Source organism: Marinomonas foliarum (genome assembly GCF_003337275.1).
GTDB classification, from domain to species: Bacteria; Pseudomonadota; Gammaproteobacteria; order Pseudomonadales; family Marinomonadaceae; genus Marinomonas; species Marinomonas foliarum.
Genome location: NZ_QPJQ01000046.1, coordinates 1 through 23983, shown reverse-complemented (window position 1 = coordinate 23983; position 23983 = coordinate 1). Strand labels below are relative to the sequence as shown.

General features: G+C 40.3%; 26 protein-coding genes. 19 read left to right on the top strand and 7 right to left on the bottom strand.

Features of this window, described 5'->3' with window-relative positions; all coding sequences use genetic code 11:
- Positions 1–5 precede the first annotated feature (5 nt).
- Together DFP77_RS17950 and DFP77_RS17945 are read right to left on the bottom strand one after the other, a co-directional pair.
- Positions 6–782 carry a TatD family hydrolase gene (locus DFP77_RS17950; protein WP_114413586.1) on the bottom strand — a complete coding sequence of 259 codons (777 nt, stop codon included), beginning with the start codon at positions 780–782 and terminating at the stop codon, positions 6–8.
- Entirely contained in the window at positions 779–1963 is a 1185-nt protein-coding gene (locus tag DFP77_RS17945) for an EAL and HDOD domain-containing protein (protein ID WP_114413585.1), read from the bottom strand. Before DFP77_RS17945 ends, DFP77_RS17950 begins: the two co-directional genes overlap by 4 nt.
- A gap of 113 nt (positions 1964–2076) precedes the next feature.
- On the opposite strand from DFP77_RS17945, the gene DFP77_RS17940 reads away from it, so the two are divergent.
- The 6 genes from DFP77_RS17940 to DFP77_RS17915 all read left to right on the top strand — a co-directional run bounded on the left by DFP77_RS17940 (position 2077) and on the right by DFP77_RS17915 (position 6666).
- The gene (locus DFP77_RS17940) at positions 2077–3012 is read left to right on the top strand and encodes a chemotaxis protein CheV (RefSeq protein WP_114413584.1); all 936 of its coding nucleotides are present in this window, start codon (positions 2077–2079) and stop codon (positions 3010–3012) included.
- Positions 3013–3130: 118 nt separating this feature from the next.
- Complete coding sequence (locus tag DFP77_RS17935) at positions 3131–3934, top strand: sulfite exporter TauE/SafE family protein (RefSeq protein ID WP_181858590.1); 804 nt, start codon at positions 3131–3133, stop codon at positions 3932–3934.
- Between the two features lie 109 nt (positions 3935–4043).
- The gene (hemH, locus tag DFP77_RS17930; protein WP_114413582.1) at positions 4044–5036 is read left to right on the top strand and encodes a ferrochelatase; all 993 of its coding nucleotides are present in this window, start codon (positions 4044–4046) and stop codon (positions 5034–5036) included.
- A gap of 1 nt (position 5037) precedes the next feature.
- Entirely contained in the window at positions 5038–5790 is a 753-nt protein-coding gene (locus DFP77_RS17925) for an HAD family hydrolase (protein WP_114413581.1), read from the top strand.
- Entirely contained in the window at positions 5787–6155 is a 369-nt protein-coding gene (locus DFP77_RS17920) for a hypothetical protein (protein WP_114413580.1), read from the top strand. The genes DFP77_RS17925 and DFP77_RS17920 overlap by 4 nt, the downstream gene beginning before the upstream one ends.
- 4 nt (positions 6156–6159) lie before the next feature.
- On the top strand, positions 6160–6666 hold the full coding sequence (locus DFP77_RS17915) for a DNA topoisomerase family protein (protein WP_114413579.1): 507 nt from the start codon (positions 6160–6162) through the stop codon (positions 6664–6666).
- Between the two features lie 11 nt (positions 6667–6677).
- Here DFP77_RS17915 and DFP77_RS17910 read toward each other — a convergent pair whose 3' ends face one another.
- Positions 6678–7559, bottom strand: a complete 882-nt coding sequence (locus DFP77_RS17910) for a TIGR01777 family oxidoreductase (RefSeq protein WP_114413578.1) — start codon at positions 7557–7559, stop codon at positions 6678–6680.
- A gap of 165 nt (positions 7560–7724) precedes the next feature.
- On the opposite strand from DFP77_RS17910, the gene DFP77_RS17905 reads away from it, so the two are divergent.
- Genes DFP77_RS17905 through DFP77_RS17875 form a run of 7 tightly spaced genes read left to right on the top strand, consistent with a single transcriptional unit; the run spans position 7725 to position 15444 of the window.
- Positions 7725–8132 carry a sirohydrochlorin chelatase gene (locus tag DFP77_RS17905; protein ID WP_114413577.1) on the top strand — a complete coding sequence of 136 codons (408 nt, stop codon included), beginning with the start codon at positions 7725–7727 and terminating at the stop codon, positions 8130–8132.
- Positions 8133–8171: 39 nt separating this feature from the next.
- Entirely contained in the window at positions 8172–9563 is a 1392-nt protein-coding gene (locus tag DFP77_RS17900; protein ID WP_114413576.1) for a Wadjet anti-phage system protein JetA family protein, read from the top strand.
- The gene (locus DFP77_RS17895) at positions 9563–10210 is read left to right on the top strand and encodes a DUF4194 domain-containing protein (RefSeq protein WP_114413575.1); all 648 of its coding nucleotides are present in this window, start codon (positions 9563–9565) and stop codon (positions 10208–10210) included. Before DFP77_RS17900 ends, DFP77_RS17895 begins: the two co-directional genes overlap by 1 nt.
- Before the next feature lie 9 nt (positions 10211–10219).
- Complete coding sequence (locus DFP77_RS17890) at positions 10220–13636, top strand: SbcC/MukB-like Walker B domain-containing protein (RefSeq protein ID WP_114413574.1); 3417 nt, start codon at positions 10220–10222, stop codon at positions 13634–13636.
- Between the two features lie 11 nt (positions 13637–13647).
- Positions 13648–13953 (top strand): BolA family protein, encoded by a 306-nt coding sequence (locus DFP77_RS17885; protein ID WP_114413573.1) that lies wholly within the window; start codon positions 13648–13650, stop codon positions 13951–13953.
- A gap of 26 nt (positions 13954–13979) precedes the next feature.
- Positions 13980–14282 (top strand): STAS domain-containing protein, encoded by a 303-nt coding sequence (locus DFP77_RS17880; protein WP_114413572.1) that lies wholly within the window; start codon positions 13980–13982, stop codon positions 14280–14282.
- A 10-nt stretch (positions 14283–14292) separates the two neighbouring features.
- Positions 14293–15444, top strand: coding sequence for a fused response regulator/phosphatase (locus DFP77_RS17875; RefSeq protein WP_114413571.1), 1152 nt, complete (start codon positions 14293–14295; stop codon positions 15442–15444).
- A 23-nt stretch (positions 15445–15467) separates the two neighbouring features.
- Here DFP77_RS17875 and DFP77_RS17870 read toward each other — a convergent pair whose 3' ends face one another.
- Positions 15468–16109, bottom strand: coding sequence for a UPF0149 family protein (locus tag DFP77_RS17870; RefSeq protein ID WP_114413570.1), 642 nt, complete (start codon positions 16107–16109; stop codon positions 15468–15470).
- Positions 16110–16205: 96 nt separating this feature from the next.
- Here DFP77_RS17870 and DFP77_RS17865 point away from each other — a divergent pair, with 96 nt between their 5' ends.
- From DFP77_RS17865 to DFP77_RS17850, 4 genes are all read left to right on the top strand, one after another.
- Entirely contained in the window at positions 16206–17966 is a 1761-nt protein-coding gene (locus DFP77_RS17865; protein WP_114413569.1) for a RecQ family ATP-dependent DNA helicase, read from the top strand.
- A complete protein-coding gene (locus DFP77_RS17860) occupies positions 17963–18487 on the top strand; it encodes a SprT family zinc-dependent metalloprotease (RefSeq protein ID WP_114413568.1) in 525 nt (174 codons plus the stop codon). Before DFP77_RS17865 ends, DFP77_RS17860 begins: the two co-directional genes overlap by 4 nt.
- Before the next feature lie 119 nt (positions 18488–18606).
- Positions 18607–19446: a tRNA 2-thiocytidine(32) synthetase TtcA gene (gene ttcA / locus DFP77_RS17855; RefSeq protein WP_114413567.1), complete on the top strand. Its 840-nt coding sequence runs from the start codon at positions 18607–18609 to the stop codon at positions 19444–19446.
- Positions 19447–19456: 10 nt separating this feature from the next.
- Positions 19457–20023, top strand: a complete 567-nt coding sequence (locus DFP77_RS17850; RefSeq protein ID WP_114413566.1) for a YfaZ family outer membrane protein — start codon at positions 19457–19459, stop codon at positions 20021–20023.
- Positions 20024–20103: 80 nt separating this feature from the next.
- Here the strand turns inward: DFP77_RS17850 and DFP77_RS17845 are convergent, their stop codons facing one another.
- Genes DFP77_RS17845 through hemN form a run of 3 tightly spaced genes read right to left on the bottom strand, consistent with a single transcriptional unit; the run spans position 20104 to position 22824 of the window.
- Positions 20104–20646 carry an adenine phosphoribosyltransferase gene (locus tag DFP77_RS17845; protein ID WP_114413565.1) on the bottom strand — a complete coding sequence of 181 codons (543 nt, stop codon included), beginning with the start codon at positions 20644–20646 and terminating at the stop codon, positions 20104–20106.
- Positions 20647–20670: 24 nt separating this feature from the next.
- Positions 20671–21432 (bottom strand): fumarate/nitrate reduction transcriptional regulator Fnr, encoded by a 762-nt coding sequence (gene fnr / locus DFP77_RS17840; RefSeq protein WP_114413564.1) that lies wholly within the window; start codon positions 21430–21432, stop codon positions 20671–20673.
- 21 nt (positions 21433–21453) lie between these two features.
- Positions 21454–22824: an oxygen-independent coproporphyrinogen III oxidase gene (hemN, locus tag DFP77_RS17835; RefSeq protein ID WP_114413563.1), complete on the bottom strand. Its 1371-nt coding sequence runs from the start codon at positions 22822–22824 to the stop codon at positions 21454–21456.
- Positions 22825–23006: 182 nt separating this feature from the next.
- On the opposite strand from hemN, the gene DFP77_RS17830 reads away from it, so the two are divergent.
- Both DFP77_RS17830 and tusA read left to right on the top strand, forming a co-directional pair.
- Positions 23007–23591 carry an alpha/beta family hydrolase gene (locus tag DFP77_RS17830; RefSeq protein WP_114413562.1) on the top strand — a complete coding sequence of 195 codons (585 nt, stop codon included), beginning with the start codon at positions 23007–23009 and terminating at the stop codon, positions 23589–23591.
- 16 nt (positions 23592–23607) lie between these two features.
- On the top strand, positions 23608–23841 hold the full coding sequence (gene tusA / locus DFP77_RS17825; RefSeq protein ID WP_114413561.1) for a sulfurtransferase TusA: 234 nt from the start codon (positions 23608–23610) through the stop codon (positions 23839–23841).
- Positions 23842–23983: the final 142 nt, after the last annotated feature.

Sequence of the window (23983 nt, the reverse complement as noted above, 5' to 3'; positions counted from 1 at the left end):
AAGACTTAGAGGCGAATACCGAAAACTCGCTCAGTATTTTCTGTGGTTGTTTTAACTAATTCCTCAAGCGAAATACCTTTTAGCTTGGAAACCTCCTCAGCAACCCATGGCAAAAATTTGGGGTGATTCTTTTTTGGACGTGGGCGAATATTTCGTGGCAATAGGTAGGGGGCATCCGTTTCTAATAGCAGCCTATCCAGCGGAATGTGAGGAATAGATGCTTTTAAGTTTGCGCCTCGACGTTCATCGCATACCCAGCCAGTAATACCAATACTCAACCCCAGAGCCAAATAACGATCTAATTCTGCTCGAGAACCGGTAAAGCAATGAATGACTGATTTCTTAGCCAAGTTAGGAAACTTTGACAGCATTTCTATCATTTCTTGGTGTGCATCTCGCTCGTGAAGATAAAGTGGTAGCTGATACTGACTAGCAAGCTCAATTTGCTCACTAAACGCATAGCGTTGTTCGGCAGGCGTAGAATAATTACGATTAAAATCAAAGCCCGTTTCGCCTATCGCAACAGGCCTTGCTTTGTCGATAAGAGAAGCTAGTTCAAGTTGACTTTGTGCGTTCCAGGTTTTCGCTTGATGAGGGTGACAACCTAACGTATTCCAGAGCATTGAATGCTCTAGGCTTAAAGATTGAACAAGCTGACTTTCTACCATATCTGAAGCAATACAAATCATGCCTTTCACGCTAGCTTGCAGCATATCTTCTATGGTTTTGTCTAAATCATCCAGAAAGCATGAATGGTTAATATTTACACCAATATCAATCAAAATGCCCCCATTTCTCTAGCATCTTTTAAACTCTTCACATACAACTCTCTAAGGGATTCTTGAGTTATTTCTCTATCTATTAAGTGATCAAATGGAATTTTCGACCACTGACCAGCCTCATAAGCCTTAACTACTTTCAACACCCCACCTAAGTTACCTTTTGATTCAATGAGGGCAATCTTAATATTCTCTTCCAAAGGAAGATCTTTTAATAACACCTCCAGCTCTTCATCTAAGAAACTAGGCAAATATGAAAAGAGACCAACCAAAAAAGCACCTTCTAATTTGGGAAATAGAAGAGCTGATAAGTTATTGCAAAAACAGGCTCTAGAAAGCGCCATGGAGAATATACAAGCGGGCTTTCCATCGACACTGCCAAGCATAACGAGGCTAACCCATTTGATTAGATCCCTGATACCTATGATCTCAATGGCTCGTTGAGCGTTTGATACATTGAATTGACTGCGATACATAGCAGAGTGGGTAAGCTTAATAATGCGATATGTTAGCGTTGGATCACGTTCAATGCATTCTGCTAATTTTTTAGGTGAGGTCTCACGATTATTAAGAGCGGCTAATAGGTCAATCAAAATAGCCTGATAAGCTAAAATTCGCTTACCTTTTACAGACGTCATTTTATGGATGAAATTTCCGCTAAACTGACCAACTGGCAATTTTTCCTGTAAAAGCGAATATTGATCCGCTGTTTCTACTTTATTCACCCAAATTGTTTTAAGTTCCAAAAGTGGGCCAGCTAAACGTGATATCACATCATTAACAGACGTCCGATCTAGTGAAAAATGTACATGTGTAAATATATTAAAGAACTCTGACGAAAAGTCAGATACCTGAGGATTAGAGATCCCCAATACATGACCTTGCAAACGTAAATCAGAGAGGATTTCAAAATTTTCTTCATTTAATTCAGCTGCATTTAAAAAAAACACGGCATGAATGTTATTTTGTAATGGCAATGCTTGAAGTTCGTCTAAACTAGTCTTTATGTAGATAGTTTTTTGTTGTGTAATCTCGCTAAGATTAACATCTACAAACAAGGCACTTAAAAATAAAGAATTGTGGCTATCTGAAGAAGCTACAGGGTGCAGAATATAATATGCAACGGTATCCGAACCGCGGTTAACAACTGCCTTACGGCAGAAAAGTATGTCGTTATTACTCATTGCACATCCTTGAAAGAAGAGTTGACGCAAAAAAATACTGTAACCGTCAGCCGAATACAATATCATGGTAAGAATTGATTAACGCCTTAAATTTAAAATGTTTGGAGTAAAATATGGCAAGCATGTTAGACGCTGTAGACCAAAGAACCAAGTTAGTGGGTGAAAACCGCTTGGAACTACTCATGTTTCGACTTGGTGGAATGCAAATGTTTGCAATAAACGTTTTTAAGGTTCAAGAAGTTGTCATGCTTCCTAAGCTTAATTTAATGCCACATCGTCACCCATCTGTAGCAGGCGTTACACATTTTCGAGGTAGAACGGTACCCGTTATCGATTTATCAGAAGCTGTCGGCATGAGACCTATTGACCGCACTCAACCATGTAACTTAATTGTGACAGAATATAATAATACCGTTCAAGGTTTTATGGTTGGTGAAGTAGATCGTATAATTAACATGAACTGGAACGAAATATTGCCACCGCCAGATGGCACAGGTCGTCAACATTACTTAACGGCCATCACTCGCGTCAATGATCGCATCGTTGAAATAATTGATGTGGAGAAGGTCTTAGCTGAAATTTCACCTTATGACGGCAGTATCAGTGATCATGTTATTGATAAAGACCTATTATCTCTTGCAAAAGGTTTAGAGGTTTTAATTGTGGACGATTCATCTGTTGCTCTTGCCCAATGTCGCTCCACATTAAATTTTTTAGGTATAAAAGTGCATGAGGCAACCAACGGAAAGCGTGGCTTAGAGACCCTTAAGAAGTGGGCTGATGAAGGTGAAAATGTTCCAGAAAAGCTACTGATGATGATCACTGACGCAGAAATGCCTGAAATGGATGGGTACCGTTTAACGCGAGAAGTGCGTGAAGACCCAAGACTGAAAGATCTTTACATCGTTTTACATACATCACTCAGTGGTAGCTTCAATAAGGCAATGGTGCAAAAGGTGGGCTGTGATGATTTTTTGTCTAAATTTCAGCCAGATAAACTAGCTACTTTGGTTCAAGATAGAATGAGAACCGTCGTTGATCAGGAATAATATTTAGACTAACTTTTGAATTGTTAATCTTGACCAGTTGATTTGACCCGACAAAAAAGCAGACCTGTGTCTGCTTTTTTGTCGGTTTCTCCCATGGCTAGGAAGGATGTTTTATCTTATGCCAACAATAGAAATGATTATACTATTGCTCTTTATTGGAGCTACCACAGGCTCTATTACTGCTTTAATCTCTATTGCTCCAACACTTATTGCTATTCCTGCTCTGTATTTATTTTTGCCTATATTTGGGTATTCATTAAACGAATTCATGCTGACAGCAGTAGCGACCTGTATTACCGCTTTTATCCCAACGCACCTTTTTGCTTGGATCCACTCAATGAAACAGGGTGCAGTCGATTCTCAGCACCTAATTCGCTTTTCTCCTGGAATTGCTATGGGTGGTGTCATTGGCGCTCAGTTGCTTTCGTTAATCAGTTTCGATGTATTCAAAATCTGCTTTAGTACGCTGGTTGTTATCACTATCATCGGCATGATGTTTCGCTCATCGCTATCAAAGAGTAAAAACCTTGCAATTCATAAAAGCACTGCATTACCAATAGGTTTAATTATTGGAACCTCGTCCGTCATTTCTGGGCATTGTGGGAGTGTGCTCGCGTATGGCTTAGAAAAATTCAACAAAACTGACACGAGACTGAGTACGGGGACAATTAATGGCTTTGCCGTATTCACATCTATTGCAGCACTAATTGGTTTTGTTTTTCCAGCAAAAGCATCTGAAATCGTTGAACTATCAGGTTTTGCCGGCGCAATACATATCCCATCCATGTTGATTCTAGGGCTGAGTCATTTTGCCTTCTACTTATTATGTCGTGACCGTGGAAATGCGCTTGATAAAAAAGTTTTATCAATTGGCTTTATCGTCTTTCTGGCCTGCTCATTAGTCCGCCTGTGGATTGCTTAATTGTACACTCTAAAGTAAAGAATCACGTGCCGGTAAACTTGGTATTTCCATTATTGTCCCAATTGTATGGGTTTATAATAAACCTAGGATCGAAATCAAAAGGTATCACATGAATAACTTAAGTAATTACGGTGTTTTGATGATGAATCTGGGAACCCCAGATGGACCTCAAGCATCTGATGTTCGTCGCTACCTTAGAGAGTTCCTCTCAGACAAGCGCGTGGTAGACGTCAATCCTTTTATTTGGCAGCCCATACTGAACCTCGCTATTTTACCTTTTCGCTCTCCTAAAGTTGCAAAAGTCTATCAGCAGGTGTGGATGGATGAAGGGTCACCTTTATTGGTATTAAGCAATCGCTTAAAAACAAATGTAAAGAAAGCCTTATCTGACAAAGCAGGGCACTCGGTCCCGGTTGAGTTAGCAATGACTTATGGTAACCCTAGCGTAGAGTCAGCAGCAAAATCCTTAAGAGAACAAGGTGTAAAAAATATCGTAGTGATTCCTATGTATCCGCAATTTTCAGCGACAACAACTGGTGCAGCCTACGATAGGCTAATGATATCCCTTAAAAAATGCCCTCATTGGCCGTCACTTCAGCTTTTGCATGATTATGCCGACCATCCAATGTACATTAAGGCCCTCGCTAATTCCGTTCGTGATCAATGGGATAAGCAAGGCGAAAGACGTCACCTTGTCTTGTCTTACCATGGCATACCAAAGCGCTACGTTTCTAACGGTGACCCTTATGCTCGCCGCTGCGAAAAAACTAGCCAGCTAGTAGCAGAGCAGTTGGAGCTAGGAGATCACGAATGGACTCATGTTTACCAGTCCAGATTTGGTCGTGAAGAATGGTTGAAACCTTATGCTGACGCAACTTTAAAAGCACTTCCTTCAATGGGAATTAAAAAAATCAATGTCATTAGCCCTGCCTTTTCTATCGATTGTATAGAAACCCTTGAGGAGGTTACTTTAGAGCTTGGGGATGAGTTCAAAGACAATGGCGGTCTGGCATTTGATTACATACCAGCCCTAAATGATACGCTGGACCAAGTCGCGTTATATGTAAACCTAATAGAAAAAAACACTCAACAATGGTCATGAAATGCTTTTAAATAGTAACCAAATACAAACAATCGCTTTTGATGCAGACGACACTTTATGGCGAAATGAAGACATCTTCATAAATGCGCAAAGCGATTTTATAAGTCTACTTTTGCCATACCACGACGATGACTATGTGCGCTCTCATTTGGCGGCAGTACAGATTAAAAATTTAGAGTATTTTGGTTATGGTATTAAAGGCTTCACCTTATCCATGATCGAAACCGCCATAGAACTAACCGAAGGTCGTATTTCAGGCACAGAAATTCACCAAATCATCGAGCTGTCTAAGCGTATGCTTGCCTCTCCAGTTGAATTATTACCAGGCATAGAGGAAGTATTATCTAAATTAAAAGGCCGCTTCCGCTTGCTGGTAATTACAAAAGGGGACTTGCTTGATCAAGAAAGTAAATTAGCGCGGTCAGGTATCACCGATTACTTTGATGCCATAGAAATTGTCAGTGATAAAAATCCAGAATCGTACCGACAGATACTTCAGCGTCACCAGATTTCAACTGACAATTTTTTGATGGTAGGGAATTCATTAAAATCCGATATAATACCTGTATTGGATCTTGGGGCCCATGCTATTCACGTTCCTTATCACAGCACATGGGAACACGAAGAGGTTTCCGATGACGCTTTATTGCTGTATCCGCAACTAACGAGTTTAGTGGATATTTCTGAGCTAATGTCTTGGTTAGACCTTAAATCTCAAAGCACCACATCCACAAACGAGAAGGCAGCATCGTGAACTGTTTTAAAGTATTTATTGTCACGCTTTTTTTAATATCCTCTTTGGTGCAGGCAAATGAGTCGACGTTTGATAAAGCAAAAAGCGAAACTGAAATATTATGGAATAAAACCAAGTCTACAACTGCTGAAGTAATTGATAATACATCGGAAAAAGCTTCAGAGTTTGGCAAAAAAGCATCGGAGTTTGGAAGAAAGACTGCCGAAAGAGCCAAAGAAACAGGCGCTACTGTTTGGAAAAAAACAAAAGAAGTAGGTAATGCTGCCGCTGATGGTGCTCGTGCAGGCGCTTCGAAAATTAGATCGTTAGCAGATGGCAAAAAGTGTGAAGAAAACAGCGCAACCTGCCACAAAAATAAAGAGTAAAACAGTGAAGGATGAGGATCGTAAAAACACCGCTGCTAATAATTGGGAGCAAGAGTTCTTAGAACAAGATGATGCCCATATTACATCGGCAAAAGTGCGCTATCGTTGTCCTAAATGTGAAAGCCTATTGATTTTAAAAGAAGGTGCTAATGGCGAATTTTGGGGATGTGAGTCTTACCCATCCTGCGATTACACCGCCAATAATGAACAAGGGAAGCCGGTTAGAACAAAACGTTACCTTTGCCCAGCCTGCCAATCACCTTTACGCAGAAAGGTATTCAAAGACAACGCTTTCTGGGGGTGCTCTAATTATCCCGAATGCAAGGTCACAGTCGAAGATGACAATGGAACCCCATCAAGTACAAAGAAATACCCTTGTCGTGCCTGTGGCCATTACCTAGTGCGCAAGAAGAGTAAAAACGGATACTTTTGGGGCTGTATTACTTACCCTAAATGCACCAACACTCTTAACGATGATAAGGGTCTGCCTGTATTAAAGAAAAAACGTTAATTATGTTTTTTCTAATAGCGCAGAGCAATGTCTGATAGTGCACCTTCAACATCATCAAACTTAAACTCAAACCCTTTTTGCTCCAGCCTATGAGGTACAATTCTTGCGCCTTTTGTTAACAAAGATGCCATTTCTCCCAACATAAGATCCAATAGCCATTTAGGCATTGGCAAAAAAGCAGGGCGCTTTAATGAAAGCCCGTAAGCCTTTGCAAAGTATTTTTGCTCTATGAATTGAGGAGCCACTAAATTATAGGTTCCACTGTAAGAGTTATCGTTCATTGCAAAGCAAATAGCCTGTAGTACATCGTCTATGTGAATCCATGGAAACCACTGCTTTCCACCAGCAATAGGGCCGCCAAGTCCAAGTTTAAAAGGCAAGCGCATTTTTTCTAATGCTCCTCCCACACCCAACACAACACCTAAACGATAAATCACAACACGAGTTTGTTGGGATGAAAAACTATCTGCCGAATGCTCCCAAGCTGCACATAGATCGTGCGCAAAACCAGGTCCAGGCGGGGTGTTTTCGTAAAAGGTGCCATCTGTTTCCGCCCCATAAAAGCCCACAGCAGACATAGAAATTAACGTTTTAGGGGGCTGCTGCAAGGCACTTTTAACACTGTTAGTCAAAGTCACTCGACTTTCAAAAAGGGCCCGCTTGCGCTTTTTGGTCCAAGGCTTGTTAGCTATGTTTTCTCCAGCTAAATTGATAAATACATCAAAACATTCGTCGATGAGCTTTAAATCATCTATTGATACCTGAATAATGCGAGGATCTAACTGCTGACTATTCATTCTAACAAGCGCATAAATCTGATGGCTTTCATGCAATAAAGTGGAAAGCAAAGAACGACCAATAAACCCCGTCGCACCAGATAGCAAAATTCTCATAAAACACGCTCTCGATATAAGTGGATAATAAACATACGTACAAAAAAAGAAATAGGATCAATAACTTCCTGATACTTCAGAATAGATTGTATTTCGCAAAATATATGCAGAAGATGATAAGGTTTTTTGTTCTGCACCTTCTTTTTCTGGTATAGGATGGCTAAAATGGGGGATCGAGAAACATTAGGTATCAAAATGCTACGCAAAGAATACGATCACATCATACTTCTTGCACACGGAAGCCCCGATCCTCTTTGGAAACAGCCCTTCGAGTCACTCTACCATCAAGTGTCACTAACTTATGGTAAAGATAACGCGAGTTTAGCTTATATGGAGCTTACCACTCCTTCTTTAGAAGATGTTATCGAGAAGTTAGGGGAAGAGGTTAAAACTGTTGCCGTGCTGCCACTTTTCTTAGCGGTTGGCCGACATCTAAGACACGATGTACCTGCGCAAATAGCAGCACTACAAAGCGATGACCTACAGATAGAGCTACTGCCTCCAATCGGTGATGATGACTTAGTAAAGCAAGCTATGCAAACTGTCGTAGCCAACCATTTAGGTAAGGTTTAAACATGCCATTAGTTTTCGATAATTCAGGGAGTCGGATAAATGCTATTTAAACATTTACCTGATGAAATATTTCAGGCTTTGAGCGGATCTAACAGAGCATTAATTGAAGCTGTGCTGAACGATCTTGCGGATGTTTTTTATGATCATGCAGAAGACCCAATAAAAGATAAATCAACCATTATTGAGTCGATAGAAGACACGCTTCATAAGTTAGACACGCTTGCTTGGCATGACGATCAGAAAGAATCTTTTGATTCTCCAAAGACCATCCATGATTACGCATTAAGAATTTACCATCGTTTGGTGAATACAGGATGGCTAGTGGAAGAGCAGGAGTTGTATCGTGTCAGTGTTCTCATGACACCACAAATATCTATGCTGTTGCGCTCTTTAGTCGAAATTAGCCGACATGGTAAACGCAACTATGGGGCAACCGTATTAAGCATTTTGAGTAATTTGGAGTCCGTTGCTAAACACCCCAAAGAACGAGGGGTCACTTTACGCCAATCAGCAGAGGCATCAAGAGACTTTTCAGCTCACCTCAATCAGATATTACTTGGTATACGCAGTTTGCAGAGAGAACTCTTTGCCAGCCGAGACCCTAAAGCCATTGTTGCCGGTTTTTTTGACTTGTTTGTTGAGGGCATATTAATCGCCGATTATAAAACCATCAAAACGAGCAACAACCCATTTCGGTTTAGAAGACAAATACTAGAACTAACACAAGATTTCTTAAGTAACCCTGAAACCATGGGGCAAGTTGCTCAGTGCTACGTTGATCAGCAACTCATTACTATGGCTGAAGCACAAGCTATGGTTGAGAAAGATTGTCGAGACATTATCCAAACCTTCAGCAATATTGAACAGCGCCTAGAACGTATTGACGAATATCGATATCGCCTTGAAAAACGAGCGGCTGATACGGCACGTTATATGGACAGTTCTCGTCCTGGCATGGCGAACAAAGTCGCAGGTATTATTGCGGATGTTGCAAAATTCGACAAACTACCAATATTAAAAGATGTTATTGGTGCTCGCTTTGTTGGCATGGCATCTGCTGCACAACCAACAAAACGTCGAGAGCCACCACCACCACGAGTAATGACACCTTCGGAAGTATCAGCGGATGCGATAAAGTTGCGCGATCATCAGCGTCGCTTCCATGAAGCTCGACAGGTTACCATCCCGAAAATGCAAAATTATTTGGATAAACAAATAACCATCGGTGATAGCAAGCACATTTTAGATTTTACCATTGAATCAGTAGAAGACTTTGTTTGCTTTGATCATTTGCGTTACGTCGGATCTCTTGGCGTAAGTGCTAAGAAAATAGAAGAGTCATTTGAGATACAGTTTACTGACCAGTATTTGGATGTGCATAATTTCGTTGAATGTCGTGAATTTACTGTAGTGCGTAGGAGCAAAGCGTAATGCTTAGAGAATTAAAAAAAGTCGTTGAAGAGTCAGGCAAAGACGCTCAAGAATTCCAACAAACGGCAAATTTTGTGATTGCGAATCAGTTTGCCAGCGCCTACAAACATGGCCAACGAAAACATTATTTGCTGCTTGAATCCTATCAAGACTACTTTGATAACCTATTCGATGCTTTGGGTATGAAGCTCTATATCAATGAGAATGAACGTCTTGCTGGCGTCTTGCCAATCCAAAAAGAGGCTTTTGTTCGTTTGAAAACGGACGAAACCTTGTTCTTGTTGGTCCTTCGTCAAATTTACGAAGAAAAAATCGAGAACTTCGAGGTTGATAATGGTTTTGTGGCAACCAATACACACACCATATTAGATAGATTCGTACAGCTAGTTAAACGCGAAATTCCAAACGAAACCCGATTCAAAGATATTCTGGCCTTATTCAGCCGTCATGGCATTGTCATTCGAGGCAAATCCTATGAAGAAGACAGTAAGAACCAGATGATTAACATAACACCTGTGGTGAGATTGATCGTGACGGAAGCATACCTAAGACAATTAGAGTCATTCAATGGTACGGATCCAGATGAAGACGACATAATGGAGACAGATGTCGAAACAGAAACACCACTAGAAACGACTCAAGACTAGGGCCAAGATATGAAAAAGTTAAATCGCATCGTATTAGTAAATTGGTACCTGTTGGGTGCAGAAGAGATAAGTATTCGTGGCAATACAGCCATAATCGGGCCAACAGGCTCTGGTAAATCCTCTTTACTTGATGCCATACAAACCGTATTGACCGGTGCCAGCAAACGACACCTAAATTACAATGCCAGTGCCAATGATGGTAAAGCAAGTGGCCGAAGCATTCGTTCCTACATTTTAGGGATGATAGACTCAGGCCAAGCTAATGCCAAAGCTTTCGGTACCCAGCCAAGACAAGATGCAACCAGTTATCTTGCATTGGTTTTTGAAGATAGCATCACAGGAAAAGAATCCACCGTTGGTATTACATTGAGTGCTTCCTTAGCGTCGCCCGAAGAAGATGTACTTGGTCGCTTTGTACTTTCTAATTTTGGAGCTCGCAAATCTGATTTTATTGATGCGATGGAAGGCAAAAGTTACAAAGCCAAGCCTTGGATTGAGGTGCGTGAAAATCTGAAAAAAGTCTGCCTTGACCCATACATCAAGTCCGGTAGCGCCTCTGCTACTCAATATATCAACCGCTACTTGGAAGAACTTAGCCCAAGTTCTGATCATTTAATTACGCTTGATAGCTTTCTTAAAAACTTCAAAAATGCCCTTAAGTTTGTACCTATTGCTTCACCTACACGCTTTGTACAGGACTTCGTTTTGGCAGAAGCACCGTTGCAAGTAGGTGCTTACCAAAAATCTCTAAATGAATACCGCCAACTAGAAGCGAAAACACTAGAAGTTTCTAAACGTATTGATGATTTAAAACTCATCCAACAAGATTGTGAGAAAAAACATCAGCAAGAACAAAGTGCGATTAACTATCAATGGATTGCGACAGAAGCGCGTTTTGATGAGCTAGGTAGTAAGCAAGACGACATCCAAGATCAGTATGAACTTCAAAAAGAACGTGAAGAAGAGATAGAAGAAGAACTCACCACTCAAGGTAGCTTATTAAAACAACTGCAGGGGCAATTACTGCGTTTTGAACAACAATATGAACACTCTGACGTTGGTCTAAAGCTGCAGCAACTAGAACAAAATAAGAAGCTATTAACGCTACAAGGTCAACAAGATCAAAAAGCGATCTTACAAGTACGACAGCTCACTGTATTGCTATCGGCGCTTAATTCATTTGAAGATATACTTTCAAAAGAAACAATTGCTTTGGTGGGTGAGCTTTCATCATTTACTGGTTTGATTTCAGAAGACGGCCGTGTCGAAGGTAATCTAAAACCTTTGACTCAAAAATTAGTCGCGCTTAATGAATCGCTAGACAAAGAAAAATCTCAAGTATTTGGTCAGCGCTCTGAGCTTAACCGAACAATTTTGAATTTGAAGGATGAGTGCAAGCAACTTGAGTCTGATGTTTCCTCTTTAAAAGGCGGTGTCAGCCCGCTTTCTCAAAACACAAAACGTCTCATCGCGCTATTAAGAGATGCCAATATCACTGCCACACCATTGAGTCATTTGTCTGAAGTAACAGACCGAAAATGGCAAGACGCTATTGAAGGGTACCTTGGCGCACAACGTGAAGCTTTGATTGTAGAGCCTGAAGACGCAGAAGAGGCGATTCGTATTTTTCGTGCTCATCGACGTCAGTTAATGGGCTGTCGAGTTATCGACACCACACAAACTCGACTTTGGTTGAATCGTGGTGACAATAATTCAGCATTGCGCTTTATTCGTTGCAACAATGATCACGCTCAAGCTTATTTGAATCGTCGTTTAGGTGGAATTAAGCCTGTCGATACAGAGCGTGAGTTGCTACGTGAAGACAGTGCAATGACCGCGGATGGCATGTTAAAGCTTGCAGGTACTATTTCTACGATTCGTTTTGTTCCTCACATGATGGTTGGTATTAATACAGAAGGTATGCGTGAATCTCGTGAAAAACAATTAGCCAGCTTAAGTGGCGAGCTAATGAATTTCCTTAAAGCGGATCAACGTCTGGAACAAGCAGATTCATTGCTTGGTCGTATCATGGCGAACAACCAGTTTGATGCAGATACAATAAGTAATGCGAGCCATTCGGTCACTAGATTAACTCAAGAACTAGAGTCCGTTGAAGCTGAAATCATGCAATTACAAAAACATGATGATACCGAGCTACAAGAACGTATTGAAGAACTAAAATCTCGTATTGCTAATGTTGAACTAGATCAGAAAAAACTCGACCGTGAACGCCAGCAAATTGCTGAGCAATTTGGTGCGCTAAACACACAGAAAAGCCAACTAAGCTCTGCTTTATCGGCCCTTGATGAAGAGCGTAATAGACTTACATCAAATCCAAAATACGATGCCGAATTCGCCAGTGAACGCTATGCGTTATTGGAAGGTAGTATGGTAAATGGCGCTGCCATTTATAAAGAAGCCATCAGCCGTGCTGAAAAGGCCAACGAAAAAGCCCGTAGTTTCGATCAAAAAGTTCGTAAAGAAGTCGCAGACCATTATGGTAAATACCATCATGCGAATCTCGACAATGATGTTCAATTGGATTATCTAGAATCGAAATTTGAAGAGTTCGAACATTATGTTTCTTACCAAATCGATATTCTTAGCGAAACTGAATTGGCAAAATACGCTAAACGTGCGGAGTTGGCCCGTCGAGAAGCCGAAGAAACTTTCCGTTCAGATTATGTATCTAAACTGAAAGACTCTCTTGACCAAGTGGCACACATTATTCGCGAACTAAACCACAGTTTAAAACGCCGTCCATTTAACCAAGAAATCTATCAATTCCGCTATTACCCAAATGGTGATATGAAAGACATCTTGGATCTAGTAGAACGCTTTAGCGCTCAAGACCAAGCGAATGTAGGTGGACTATTTGACCCAAATTTAAGCGACGATCCAGATCATGCTCGCGCTATAGAATCTATTCAAGAGCTGATTTCAGATGATGAGAAACAACAAGATCTTGCTGACTATCGTAAATTTTATAATTTCGAAGTCGATATATTAGATGCCGATGGTAACAAGAAGACGACGCTAAGCCAGCGAATTCAAACTGGCTCTGGTGGAGAACACCAAATTCCATTTTACTTGGCTATTGCAGCGGCCTTGTCGACCACTTATCGTTTACATGAAACTATGGATGGGGAAATTGTTGGTGGCTTCTCTTTGGCGATGTTTGACGAAGCTTTCAACAAAATTGACATGGTGAAAACATCGACTTGTATGGGCTTTATGAAAGACATTGGTCTACAGGTTATCGCTGCAGCACCAGATGATAAGCGTGCGGTTATGGCGGCGAACATGGATACTATTATTAGTGTTTGGCGAGAAGGTGGCGCAGTCTCAATTGATGTTGCTTACCCTAAAGAAAAAGGCCAAACCTTGCTAAATGGCCAAGTAGAAACGCTACCGACTCCAGCTTAATAGAGAGCGCAATGATCGTACAAAATCAGATAAACACACGTATTAATGAAAACTTAGACGTACAGCATATGACTCTCGAAAACGAGAGCCATATGCATAATGTACCAGAAGGCAGTGAATCTCATTTCAAACTTGTTTTAGTTAGTGATGCTTTTGAAGGGAAGAGGCTAGTTCAGCGCCATCAACTTGTCTACGCTACACTGAAAGAAGAAATGTCGATGATTCACGCCCTTGCTATGCACCTTTACTCTACAAAAGAGTGGCGTGAGCGTAACGCGCTTGCCCCATCATCGCCAAAATGCCACGGAGGCGAGTAGATCAATTGATCCCGCTCGATTAGCATATGAGTATTTCAGTTACTGTAAACGAAGAAAAAGACCTAGTAATCATTAATATAATTGGAAGTTTCGATTTTTCATTATTTAATGATTTTCGTGAAGCCTATTCCTCATTGACGAGTACATATAAAAGCTATGTTGTCGATATGAGCATGGTCGAGTATTTAGACAGTGCTGCACTTGGCATGCTCCTTAGCATGAGAAATGCAATCGAGTTGGACAGCACTATTAGACTAGAAGGAGCTAATGACTTTATTAAAAACATTCTAATGATTTCACGCTTCGATAAACGCTTTGACATTCAGTAAGGCTAAGTAGATGAAATTATTATGCGTAGACAGTGAGCCGGTTTACCGCGAAATTATTTCTTTATGTGCAGAAAGCGTCGGCGCAAAGGTTAAGAGTGTTGATTGCTTTGATGAAGCAATAAGTGCCTTTTCTGACTTCGCACCAGATATTGTCATCTTGGACGTTATTATTAAAGGTGGCAGCGGAATTGACCTCGTTAAACAAATGAAAACCATGTCTGGCAATCGCTTCGTTCCTATCATATTTTTGGCATCACAGACGTCAGACGCTGTCATGGGTAGTTGCTTTCAATGTGGCGCTGACGATTTCATCCCTAAGCCATTCAGTGAAATTTTGTTCAATATTCGACTCAAGACACATATGCGTCATGTCGAATTGATCAAAGAAATGTACCGTAAAAACAAAGCACTCACATACTATCAAACCATGATTGAACGAGAGCACGAAATGGCTCACCATGTTCTTGACCATATCCAAACGCGTAGTGAACGAAATTCCGAATATGTTGCTATAACTCGATTATCAGCAGCGAGCTTTAACGGTGACCTAGCGCTTGTAAAAACACGGTCTGATGGTGCTCGTTTAGCTTTTGTTGGAGATTTCACTGGGCATGGTTTGCCCGCATCGATTGGGGCTTTACCAGTGATGCAGGCTTTTTTTGATGCAGTAGATGATTTGGTTGATATCAATAAATTAGCAGAAAGAATCAACCGAATTTTAATCAGTGTTTTACCCGATTATATGTTTTGCGCTGGGTACTTAGTGTTAGTAGATCCCAATGGGAAAATTTTGTACTGGGGCGGCGGTATGCCTAATGCATTTATCCGTCGCTCGACTGGTGAGCTCGACTACCTTAGATCCAATCACATGCCTCTTGGTATTTTGCCAGTTAGAGAATTTGAAGCGGACTTGCAAAACGACAAACTAGACACAGGTGATACGCTGATAATTATGTCTGATGGTGTATTAGAGTTAAAAAACACCTCAGAAGAAATGTTAGGGAGCGATAGAGTAGAGGTTATCATTAATGCGTCTTATGCAGAAAAAAGCTTAATAACGGCGCAAAAAATAGCAGAAAGAAAGTTGGCGGAGTACCAGGGGGAGTCGATTCAATTAGACGACATTACATTACTTGCACTTAGAAGTACCTGCTTGCAATAATTTACAAGCAGGCATTACGAATATTATCGCTTACCACCTTTCTTTTTGTTTTTATTATTGCCTTGCTTAGGCTGTGCTTTAGGAAAAGGGCGCTTTTCTGGCTCAGTACGAAGCACTAAGAATAAATCCGTTACCACTTCTGGTATTTGTGCAATGCAAGAGTTGGTCAATTTTTCACTTTGGCGAATTTGTACCACTTCTTCATCGTCAAACAAATCAGACGCAACCATAATCGGCAATAAAAGCTCAGCTACAACTTCTTCCTTTTCAGACTCAAACCATTGGCTTTCAGTCATAAACACGCCTTCCATAAAGCCTGTGGCCCATTCTTGCAGCTCACTTAACTCTTCAGGAGATTGACCCATTTCTAACTCACAAGGAACCATAAAGCCATCTTCAGATTCTAGCTCTTTTTGAATATCAACAAAAAGACGGGATAAATACTGGGTGATTTGCTTTTCTTGCTTTTCATTTTCGAACTGTGGCGCCTCTTCGAAAATAACGGGTAACCATTGATTGTCCGCTGTCGGTGCAGGACAAATAGCTAATGCTGTCAAAAAGCCATGAGCCATCACAAAGTTCTGACATTCCTCATGAACTTGATCCGATTCCAAAAAATTTTCTAACGTCTCTAGTTCAAGATCATCAAGAGGTTGATGTGCCATGTATATGTTTCCCCGATACAAATTAAGTTTATGATTCTAGCGAAAAGAGAGCGAAAAATCGATGCAGAAAGCAGTGCGTTAAGGGATAATTCCTAAATGAATTTAAAGACACTCACACTTTCCCGCTTAGGTTACTCAGAATATCGCCCATTACAAGAAGTGGCGATCGATGCTTTGTGCGCAGGGCAGGATGTTTTACTTGCTGCGCCTACGGGCGGGGGCAAATCCTTAGTCTACCAATCCGCAGGTTTGATCAGGCATGGCGTGGCAGTCATTGTTAGCCCATTACTGTCTTTAATGTCTCAGCAAGTAGAAGAGTTAAGCAAAAAGGGGATTCGAGCTAAGTTTCTAAACTCCACTCTAAACCCTGGTGAGCAAGATGACTTAATCTGGGCTCTAAGACACGAACATATCGACTTGCTTTACATATCGCCTGAAAAGTTAGTCCAACCATCTGTTATCGGCTTTTTACACAGTTTTAATATTTCTTTATTTGCCATAGATGAAGCACATTGTATTTCTCAATGGGGGAGTTTTTTTAGGCCTGAGTACAGTCAGTTGGGGCAACTAAAAGAATCTTTTCCAAACGTCCCCATCATCGCTTTAACCGGAACTGTCGATAAAGAGACAATAAACACGATTCAAACATCTCTACGATTGAATAATTGTCAGGTTCTGCGTAGCAGTTTTGATCGATCAAATATAAAGATTCAAATCGCCCAAAAACGTAAAGCCAAGCAACAAGTGTTGTATTTTTTACATCATGAAGTACCAGGTGAAACGGGCATTATTTATTGCAGATCAAGAAAGAAAACTGAAGAGCTTGCAGATTGGCTTAGTGAACTAGGTTTGCCAAGCTTATGCTATCACGCTGCAATGACCGAAGAAGATAAGCAAGCTAATCACAATGCTTTTACTCAACAACCAGGGACCATAATGGTAGCGACAACAGCCTATGGCATGGGGATTGATATTGCACATGTCCGATTTGTTGTTCACATAGACCTACCCAGTAATGCGGAATCTTATTTTCAAGAAGTAGGCCGCGCGGGACGAGATGGAAAGCCTGCTAGAGCACTGCTTTTGTACGGCCTGCAAGATATGATTCAAGCTCAGCAATTAGCCTCATTGCAACCTTTTTCTGCTAACAAGGAATTGGCGAGTGTAGGTAAATTTTTTCGAGTTTTAGAAAGTAGGGGCTGTAGAAGACAAAATTTATTGGCGCATTTTGATGAAGACTTGCCCGTATGCAATAACTGCGATAGGTGCCTTTCCAATACATCTGAACAAAATGTGACGATAGCAAGCCAAAAGCTGCTTTCATTAATTTATTACACACGAGGCATTCAACCTTTCTCTTTACTAATTCAGATATTGCTGGGAAAAAAAACCAAGTCTGTACTGGCAGCTAATGCTGAAAAATCTCCATTATTTGCTAAAGGAAAAGAGCTTAATGAAGTTCAGTGGAAAGCCATCATTCGCCACCTAATTGCATTCGATTACATAACACTTGGCACAATTTCTGCTTTTTCAGTACACATAAATGAAAAGTCACGATCTGTATTAAAAGGTAAAACTCAGATCATTATTCCCAATGAGCAGTACTACCCAACTCTACATGAAGACAACCTTGAAATAGGTAGTGTAAATTGGCATAAAGTAATAGCCTGGAAATACTCTTATGGTAAAAATGTTCTCAGTGACAGCCAACTGAGATTAATCTGTCGCCATAAACCAAAATCTATCGCATCCCTAAGTAGACTAACCGGTTTATCAAAAGACCGAGTCATAGATTTTGCAGATACACTGCTAGAAATAGTACATGAAATGGATGCTTTGGAGGTGAGTCCTCAATGATGGAGCAATTAGAGTTAACCACTCAAGAACACAAAGCAAACGCCTTAAGTCATATTATTGATAAAGCAAATGACTGCTTTGATAAGGCAGATGAATTCTTTGGCAATAAATTTAAACGTTCAACATGTAATCTAAAACAGCGAGGTCGAGCTGCAGGCACAGCGCACTTACAAAAAAACGAGCTGCGATTTAACCTTTTTATGTACCAGCAAAACCCAACTGAGTTTATTAACACTGTGGTTCCACACGAAGTATCTCATCTAATTGTTTTCCAGATTTATGGTAATTCAGTGAGGCCTCACGGGAAAGAATGGCAAGCTGTAATGAGAAAAGTGTACGGCATCAACCCCAGTAGGACCCATACTTTTGAAACACCACCTCAAAAACAGCCATATGCTTATCGCTGCTCATGTCAAAAGCATCAGTTCAGTAAACAGCGCCACAATAGAGCACAAAAGGGAGTTGAGTACATTTGTAAGGGGTGTAAAACAAACTTACAATTTATAGGAGAAAACAGCTAGGGCGTAATAAAACTCTTATAATAGTGATTTAACGTGCACTTTTGCCCTGAAACCTTCATTTTTGATGCGATGGCGTTATCCTTATAGTAATATAGCATCGTTTTATTTATAGCGTGTTTATGATGGATTTATCTAGTCGACCTAAAGAAAAGTTAGAGCTTAACAAGCTCCAGAAACGTCTGCGCAGACTGACAGGCCAAGCGATTGCTGACTTCAACATGATTGAAGATGGTGACAAGGTAATGGTATGTTTATCAGGCGGTAAAGATTCTTATACAATGCTGGAGATTCTTCGCAATCTGCAAGCAAGTGCGCCGATAGACTTTAGTATTGTCGCTGTCAATTTAGACCAAAAACAACCTGGCTTTCCTGAGCATATTTTACCTGCTTACTTGGAAGAATTGGGTGTTGATTACCACATATTAGAGCGCGACACTTACAGTATAGTAAAAGAGATTGTACCTGAAGGAAAAACCACTTGTGGGTTATGTTCAAGATTACGTCGTGGCTCGCTATACGGTTTTGCGGAAGAAATTGGTGCTACTAAAATAGCTCTTGGTCATCATAGAGATGACATTCTTGAAACCTTGTTTTTGAATATGTTCTTTGGTGGCAAGCTCAAATCTATGCCGCCTAAGCTATTAAGCGATGATGGCAAACATGTGGTTATTCGTCCTTTGGCTTACTGCAAAGAAAAAGATATCGAAGCCTTTGCTGTCATGAAAGAGTATCCAATTATTCCCTGTAATTTGTGTGGATCACAAGAGAACCTTCAAAGACAAGTTGTAAAAGACATGCTTCAAAAATGGGAAGTTGAATTCCCAGGTAGAACAGAAACTATGTTTTCTGCAATGCAAAACATTGTCCCTTCACACTTAGCAGATACAGAGTTATTCGATTTCAAAGGCTTGAAGCAAAACCCTGATGCTTTGAACAGATTAAACATTATTTCGTTATAGGATTTTAAAAATGAACATTACTTGTAAAACACTATTATTGACCGCTGGTATTTTAGGCGCATCAGTCGTAAACGCAGCGTCGACTGCTGGCGTAAGTTTAACTAACGAAACAGTAAAAGGTGATGTTAATTTTGACATGGGTACGTTCGGCGTAGACGCTGGCGTTGCTTATGACAAAGATGAAAGTTTCACAGCGACACACATTGGCGTTAACGTACAAGATGCAGACACAAGTGGACCATTACAAGTTGGGATTGGTGCTCGTGTATATGGCATCGATGCGGACGTAGAAAATGATAGCGATTTATCTATGGCACTTGCTTTAGGTGGTTGGTACCGCTACACACTACCTCAAGCAAACCGAATCAGCATTTATGGATCTATTTACTATGCCCCAGAAGTTTTATCTTTCACAAACTTAGACCATATGTATACCTATGAATTTCGTGCTGAGTACATGACAATGCGTAATGCCCGTGCATACATCAGCTATGGAAAAACAGTTGCAGTTTATGATAATAATAGCCGTGTTGAAGCGAATGAAGGCTTTGCAATCGGTGCCATGGTTGATTTCTAATAGTTGTAAGGCTCTAACACAAACTAAAAAGGTGGCTAAAGCCACCTTTTTTCTATCCTTAAAATGCTCAAATAGCGATATCAATCACCATCATAAGCACAAAGGCTAAACACTGGTATGTTAGTGTCTCGTAGTTTTTGACTGCCGCCAAGGTCTGGCAAATCAATAATTGCTGCAACCTCTTTAATATTCGCACCTTGTGCTGACAGTAATTCTATTGCGGCGAGAAGAGTTCCACCTGTTGCTATTAAGTCATCAAACAATAAGACTTCATCACCTGCTTTAACCGCACCTTCTTGTATTTCTAACTCAGCCTCTCCGTATTCTAAGGCATACTTTTGTGAAATAGTCTTGCCTGGCAGCTTGCCTTTCTTACGCACCAAGATCAGTGGTTTTTGTAATTCATACGCAAGAACAGCAGCAATAAGAAAGCCACGAGCATCAATACAGGCAATGTGAGTAATATCAGAAGAAATATAGCGATGCACATAAGCATCCACAACCATTCTCATCCCTTTTGGGTCACTAAAAATGGGAGTAATATCCCGAAAACTGATGCCTTGCTTAGGCCAGTCTTCTATTGTTTGTATTAGTGACTTAACGTAAAAATCATCGTAGAGCATTATGGTATTGCCTCAATATATCAATCAAATTTGACTGATTTTACCACAATCACTCGCAACCCCAACGAGTTTTTGCATTTCTGGGAAATCAACGATTTCAATTTCTTTACCATCGACATGTATCAACTCATTTTTTTGAAAACGAGTAATAACACGACTAACCGTTTCTACCGCAAGCCCTAGATAATTACCAATCTCTCCACGAGACATAGACAAACGAAAAGAGCTGGCTGAGTATCCACGCTTTTTAAAACGGTTAGATAAGTTCAGTAGAAAAGAAGCCACTTTTTCATCTGCGTTCTTTTTACCCAAAAGCACCATCATCTGTTGATCATCAGATATTTTACGGCTCATAACTTTAAAAATTTGATGTTTTAAAGAGGGGATTTGTGATGAAAGCTCTTCTAGATGACTAAACGGAATTTCACATACGGTCGTAGTCTCAAGTGCTTTTGCTGACACAGGGTAGGCTCCTGAATCAATTCCACTTAAACCGACCAGCTCGCTAGGACAATAAAAGCCTGTAATCTGCTCTTCTCCAAAGGAGGTAATGTTAAATGTTTTTAACGTACCTGAACGTACAGCATAAACAGAATCAAAGGCCTCACCTTGGCGAAACAAGAACTCTCCCTTTTTAAGGGGTTTTTTACGCTCAATAATCTGGTCTAATCGATTAATATCTTCATCTGCAAGTGCGATTGGAAGGCAAAGTGCGCTCAAACTGCAGTTTTGGCACTGTGAAGTGAGCGTACTGTTAAATCGTGAGTGTGTGTGTGTCAGTGACATATCAATCTCCCTGATATTAATTCAAATAACTTTTGAGAATTTTACTGTGCTATTTAAATGCTTATCGAAAACCATACAAATACAGCGAATAAGCAAGCGTCCACGGCCTGTGATCTTAATAGTGGTCTGCATTCCACTTCGATCAAACTCCAACATTCCATCCTGAAGCATGGGAGTTAAGCTATCTATTTCCTGTGAGAAATACTTATCAAAATCAATACTAAATTTTTGCTCAACTAACGTCATGTTTAACTGAAACTGTGATATTAGAGTCATGATGACATGATGGCGTATTCTATCATCACAGTCACTAATATATCCCTTAGCAATAGCTAACTGACCTTTTTCAATACTACTCCTATAAGTAGGTAAGTCAGTATAATTCTGAATATATACGCCATTTAGTTCACTAATTGCAGAAACACCAAATGCAATTAAATCCGTGCCCGCATGTGTAGTGTAGCCCTGAAAGTTTCGTTGTAATTCTCCCTGTTTTTGAGCTATGGCTAGTTCATCATTCGGTTTTGCAAAATGATCCATACCAATGTATTCGTAACCAGCGGCCAATAAGTATTCTATGCTCATTTTAAGCAAATCAAGCTTCATACTAGATAAAGGCAAAGAGTCATCACTTATGCGTCTTTGAGCGCGAAAACGATCAGGTAAATGTGCATAATTAAACAAAGAAATCCGCTCTGGTGATAATGAAACAACCTGTTTAAGCGTTTCTTTAAAGCCTTCAATAGATTGATAAGGCAAGCCATAGATTAGATCGAAATTAATCGATTTAATGCCTAACTTCCTAGCGTCTTCAACAAGGCTTTCAACCATACTATAGGGCTGTACTCTATGTATTGCTTTCTGAACCTTATGATCAAAGTCTTGGACGCCAACACTAATTCGGTTGATACCCATTTCAGTCAGTAGCTCAAGTTTTGAGTAGTTAATCTCTCTAGGATCGATCTCAATACTGTAATCCTGTGAACCATCATTAACCAAATTGAAATATTGTTTGACGCTATCAAATAATACTTTAATAAGATCTTCTGTCAGGAAAGTAGGGGTGCCACCACCAAAATGGAGCTGTGTGACCTTCCTTGAGTCATCAAGCATAAGACTACGCAGCCTCATTTCTTCACCTAACAACTCAACATACTCTATCCCTTTATCGTATTGCTTAGTGACAATCTTGTTACACGCGCAGTAGTAACAAAGGTGCGCGCAAAATGGAACATGAAAATACAAACTAAGATCTGCTTCCGATGGCATTAACATCTTGTCAATCAGCGCTATTTTGCTGATTGAAGCGTCAAACTGTGGAGCAGTAGGATAAGAGGTATAGCGAGGCCCAGATAAATCATACTTACTAATAAGTGCGGAATCCCAGATCATTATTCGTTCCTATTAAAATTTCTAATAGGAATTCTACTCTTTCAAGCAAGAGCTTATTCTGACACAGATCAATAGTTATCTTCCTGAGTGTTGAAAAACCGACTTCAATTTCTATAAAAAATTGAATTTAGTTCTAACGCTAAGATGAATCTGATTTAATAGTGGCTTTTAAGCATGAAAGTATGAAAACACTCCCTATATACTTTGCTCATGGGGCTGGAGCAGGTCATAAAAACGACTTTTTAGTACGCCTTTGCAACGCCCTTAAAGAGCAAACCAAACAAGTCGTACATCCTGTTACTTTCTCATATATGGCAGAACAGGAGCGTACAGGTAATAAAAGGCCACCACCGAACTTCAAGTCTCTTATCCCAGAGTTTGAACAACTTATCGAAAATGAAGACGCATGTGTGGTTGCTGGCAAATCGATGGGAGGGCGTGTAGCCACTCAATTGAGTCATCTGCCTTGTGTCAAAGCGGTTATTTGTTTTGGCTTCCCATTTTACCCAGCTGGCAAGCCTGAAAAAAATAGGTTGTCGTTTCTTGAAGGGTTAAAACAACCATGCCTTATTATTCAAGGAACAAGAGATCAGCTTGGTTCTCTAGATTGGGTGAGTCGACAGTCATTGCCTGATAATGTCGAAGTTCTATGGATTGAAGGTGCTGATCACGACTTCAAAACCCTTAAAAAGCTCAACAAAAGCATAGACGATACCATTCTAGAATTAGCAGCACACACAAAAAAATGGCTCGAACTTAATACCTAATCAAAGGGAAAACATTATGGAACACCAAGCACTGCTTGATGCAACTGATTTACTTTGCCCAGAACCCGTTATGATGCTGCATGTTGAGATGCGAAAACTCACTGCAAAAAATGTACTCAAGGTTATTGCAACAGACCCATCAACAACAAGGGACATCCCTAAATTTTGCCAATTTCTTGGCCACAAGCTTATGAAACAAACGCAAGAGGGTGATATTTACTATTACTGGATTGAAAAAAAAGAAAGCTAACTTAAATAAAAAAGCCCAGATCAAAATCTGGGCTTTTTTGCTTATTATGTCCCATCCTAAAATACGTTGACATAAAGAGGACTTCTTTATGGCGACATCAGGTATCAAGTGTATTAAGCGCACACAGCGTGACTATTCAATG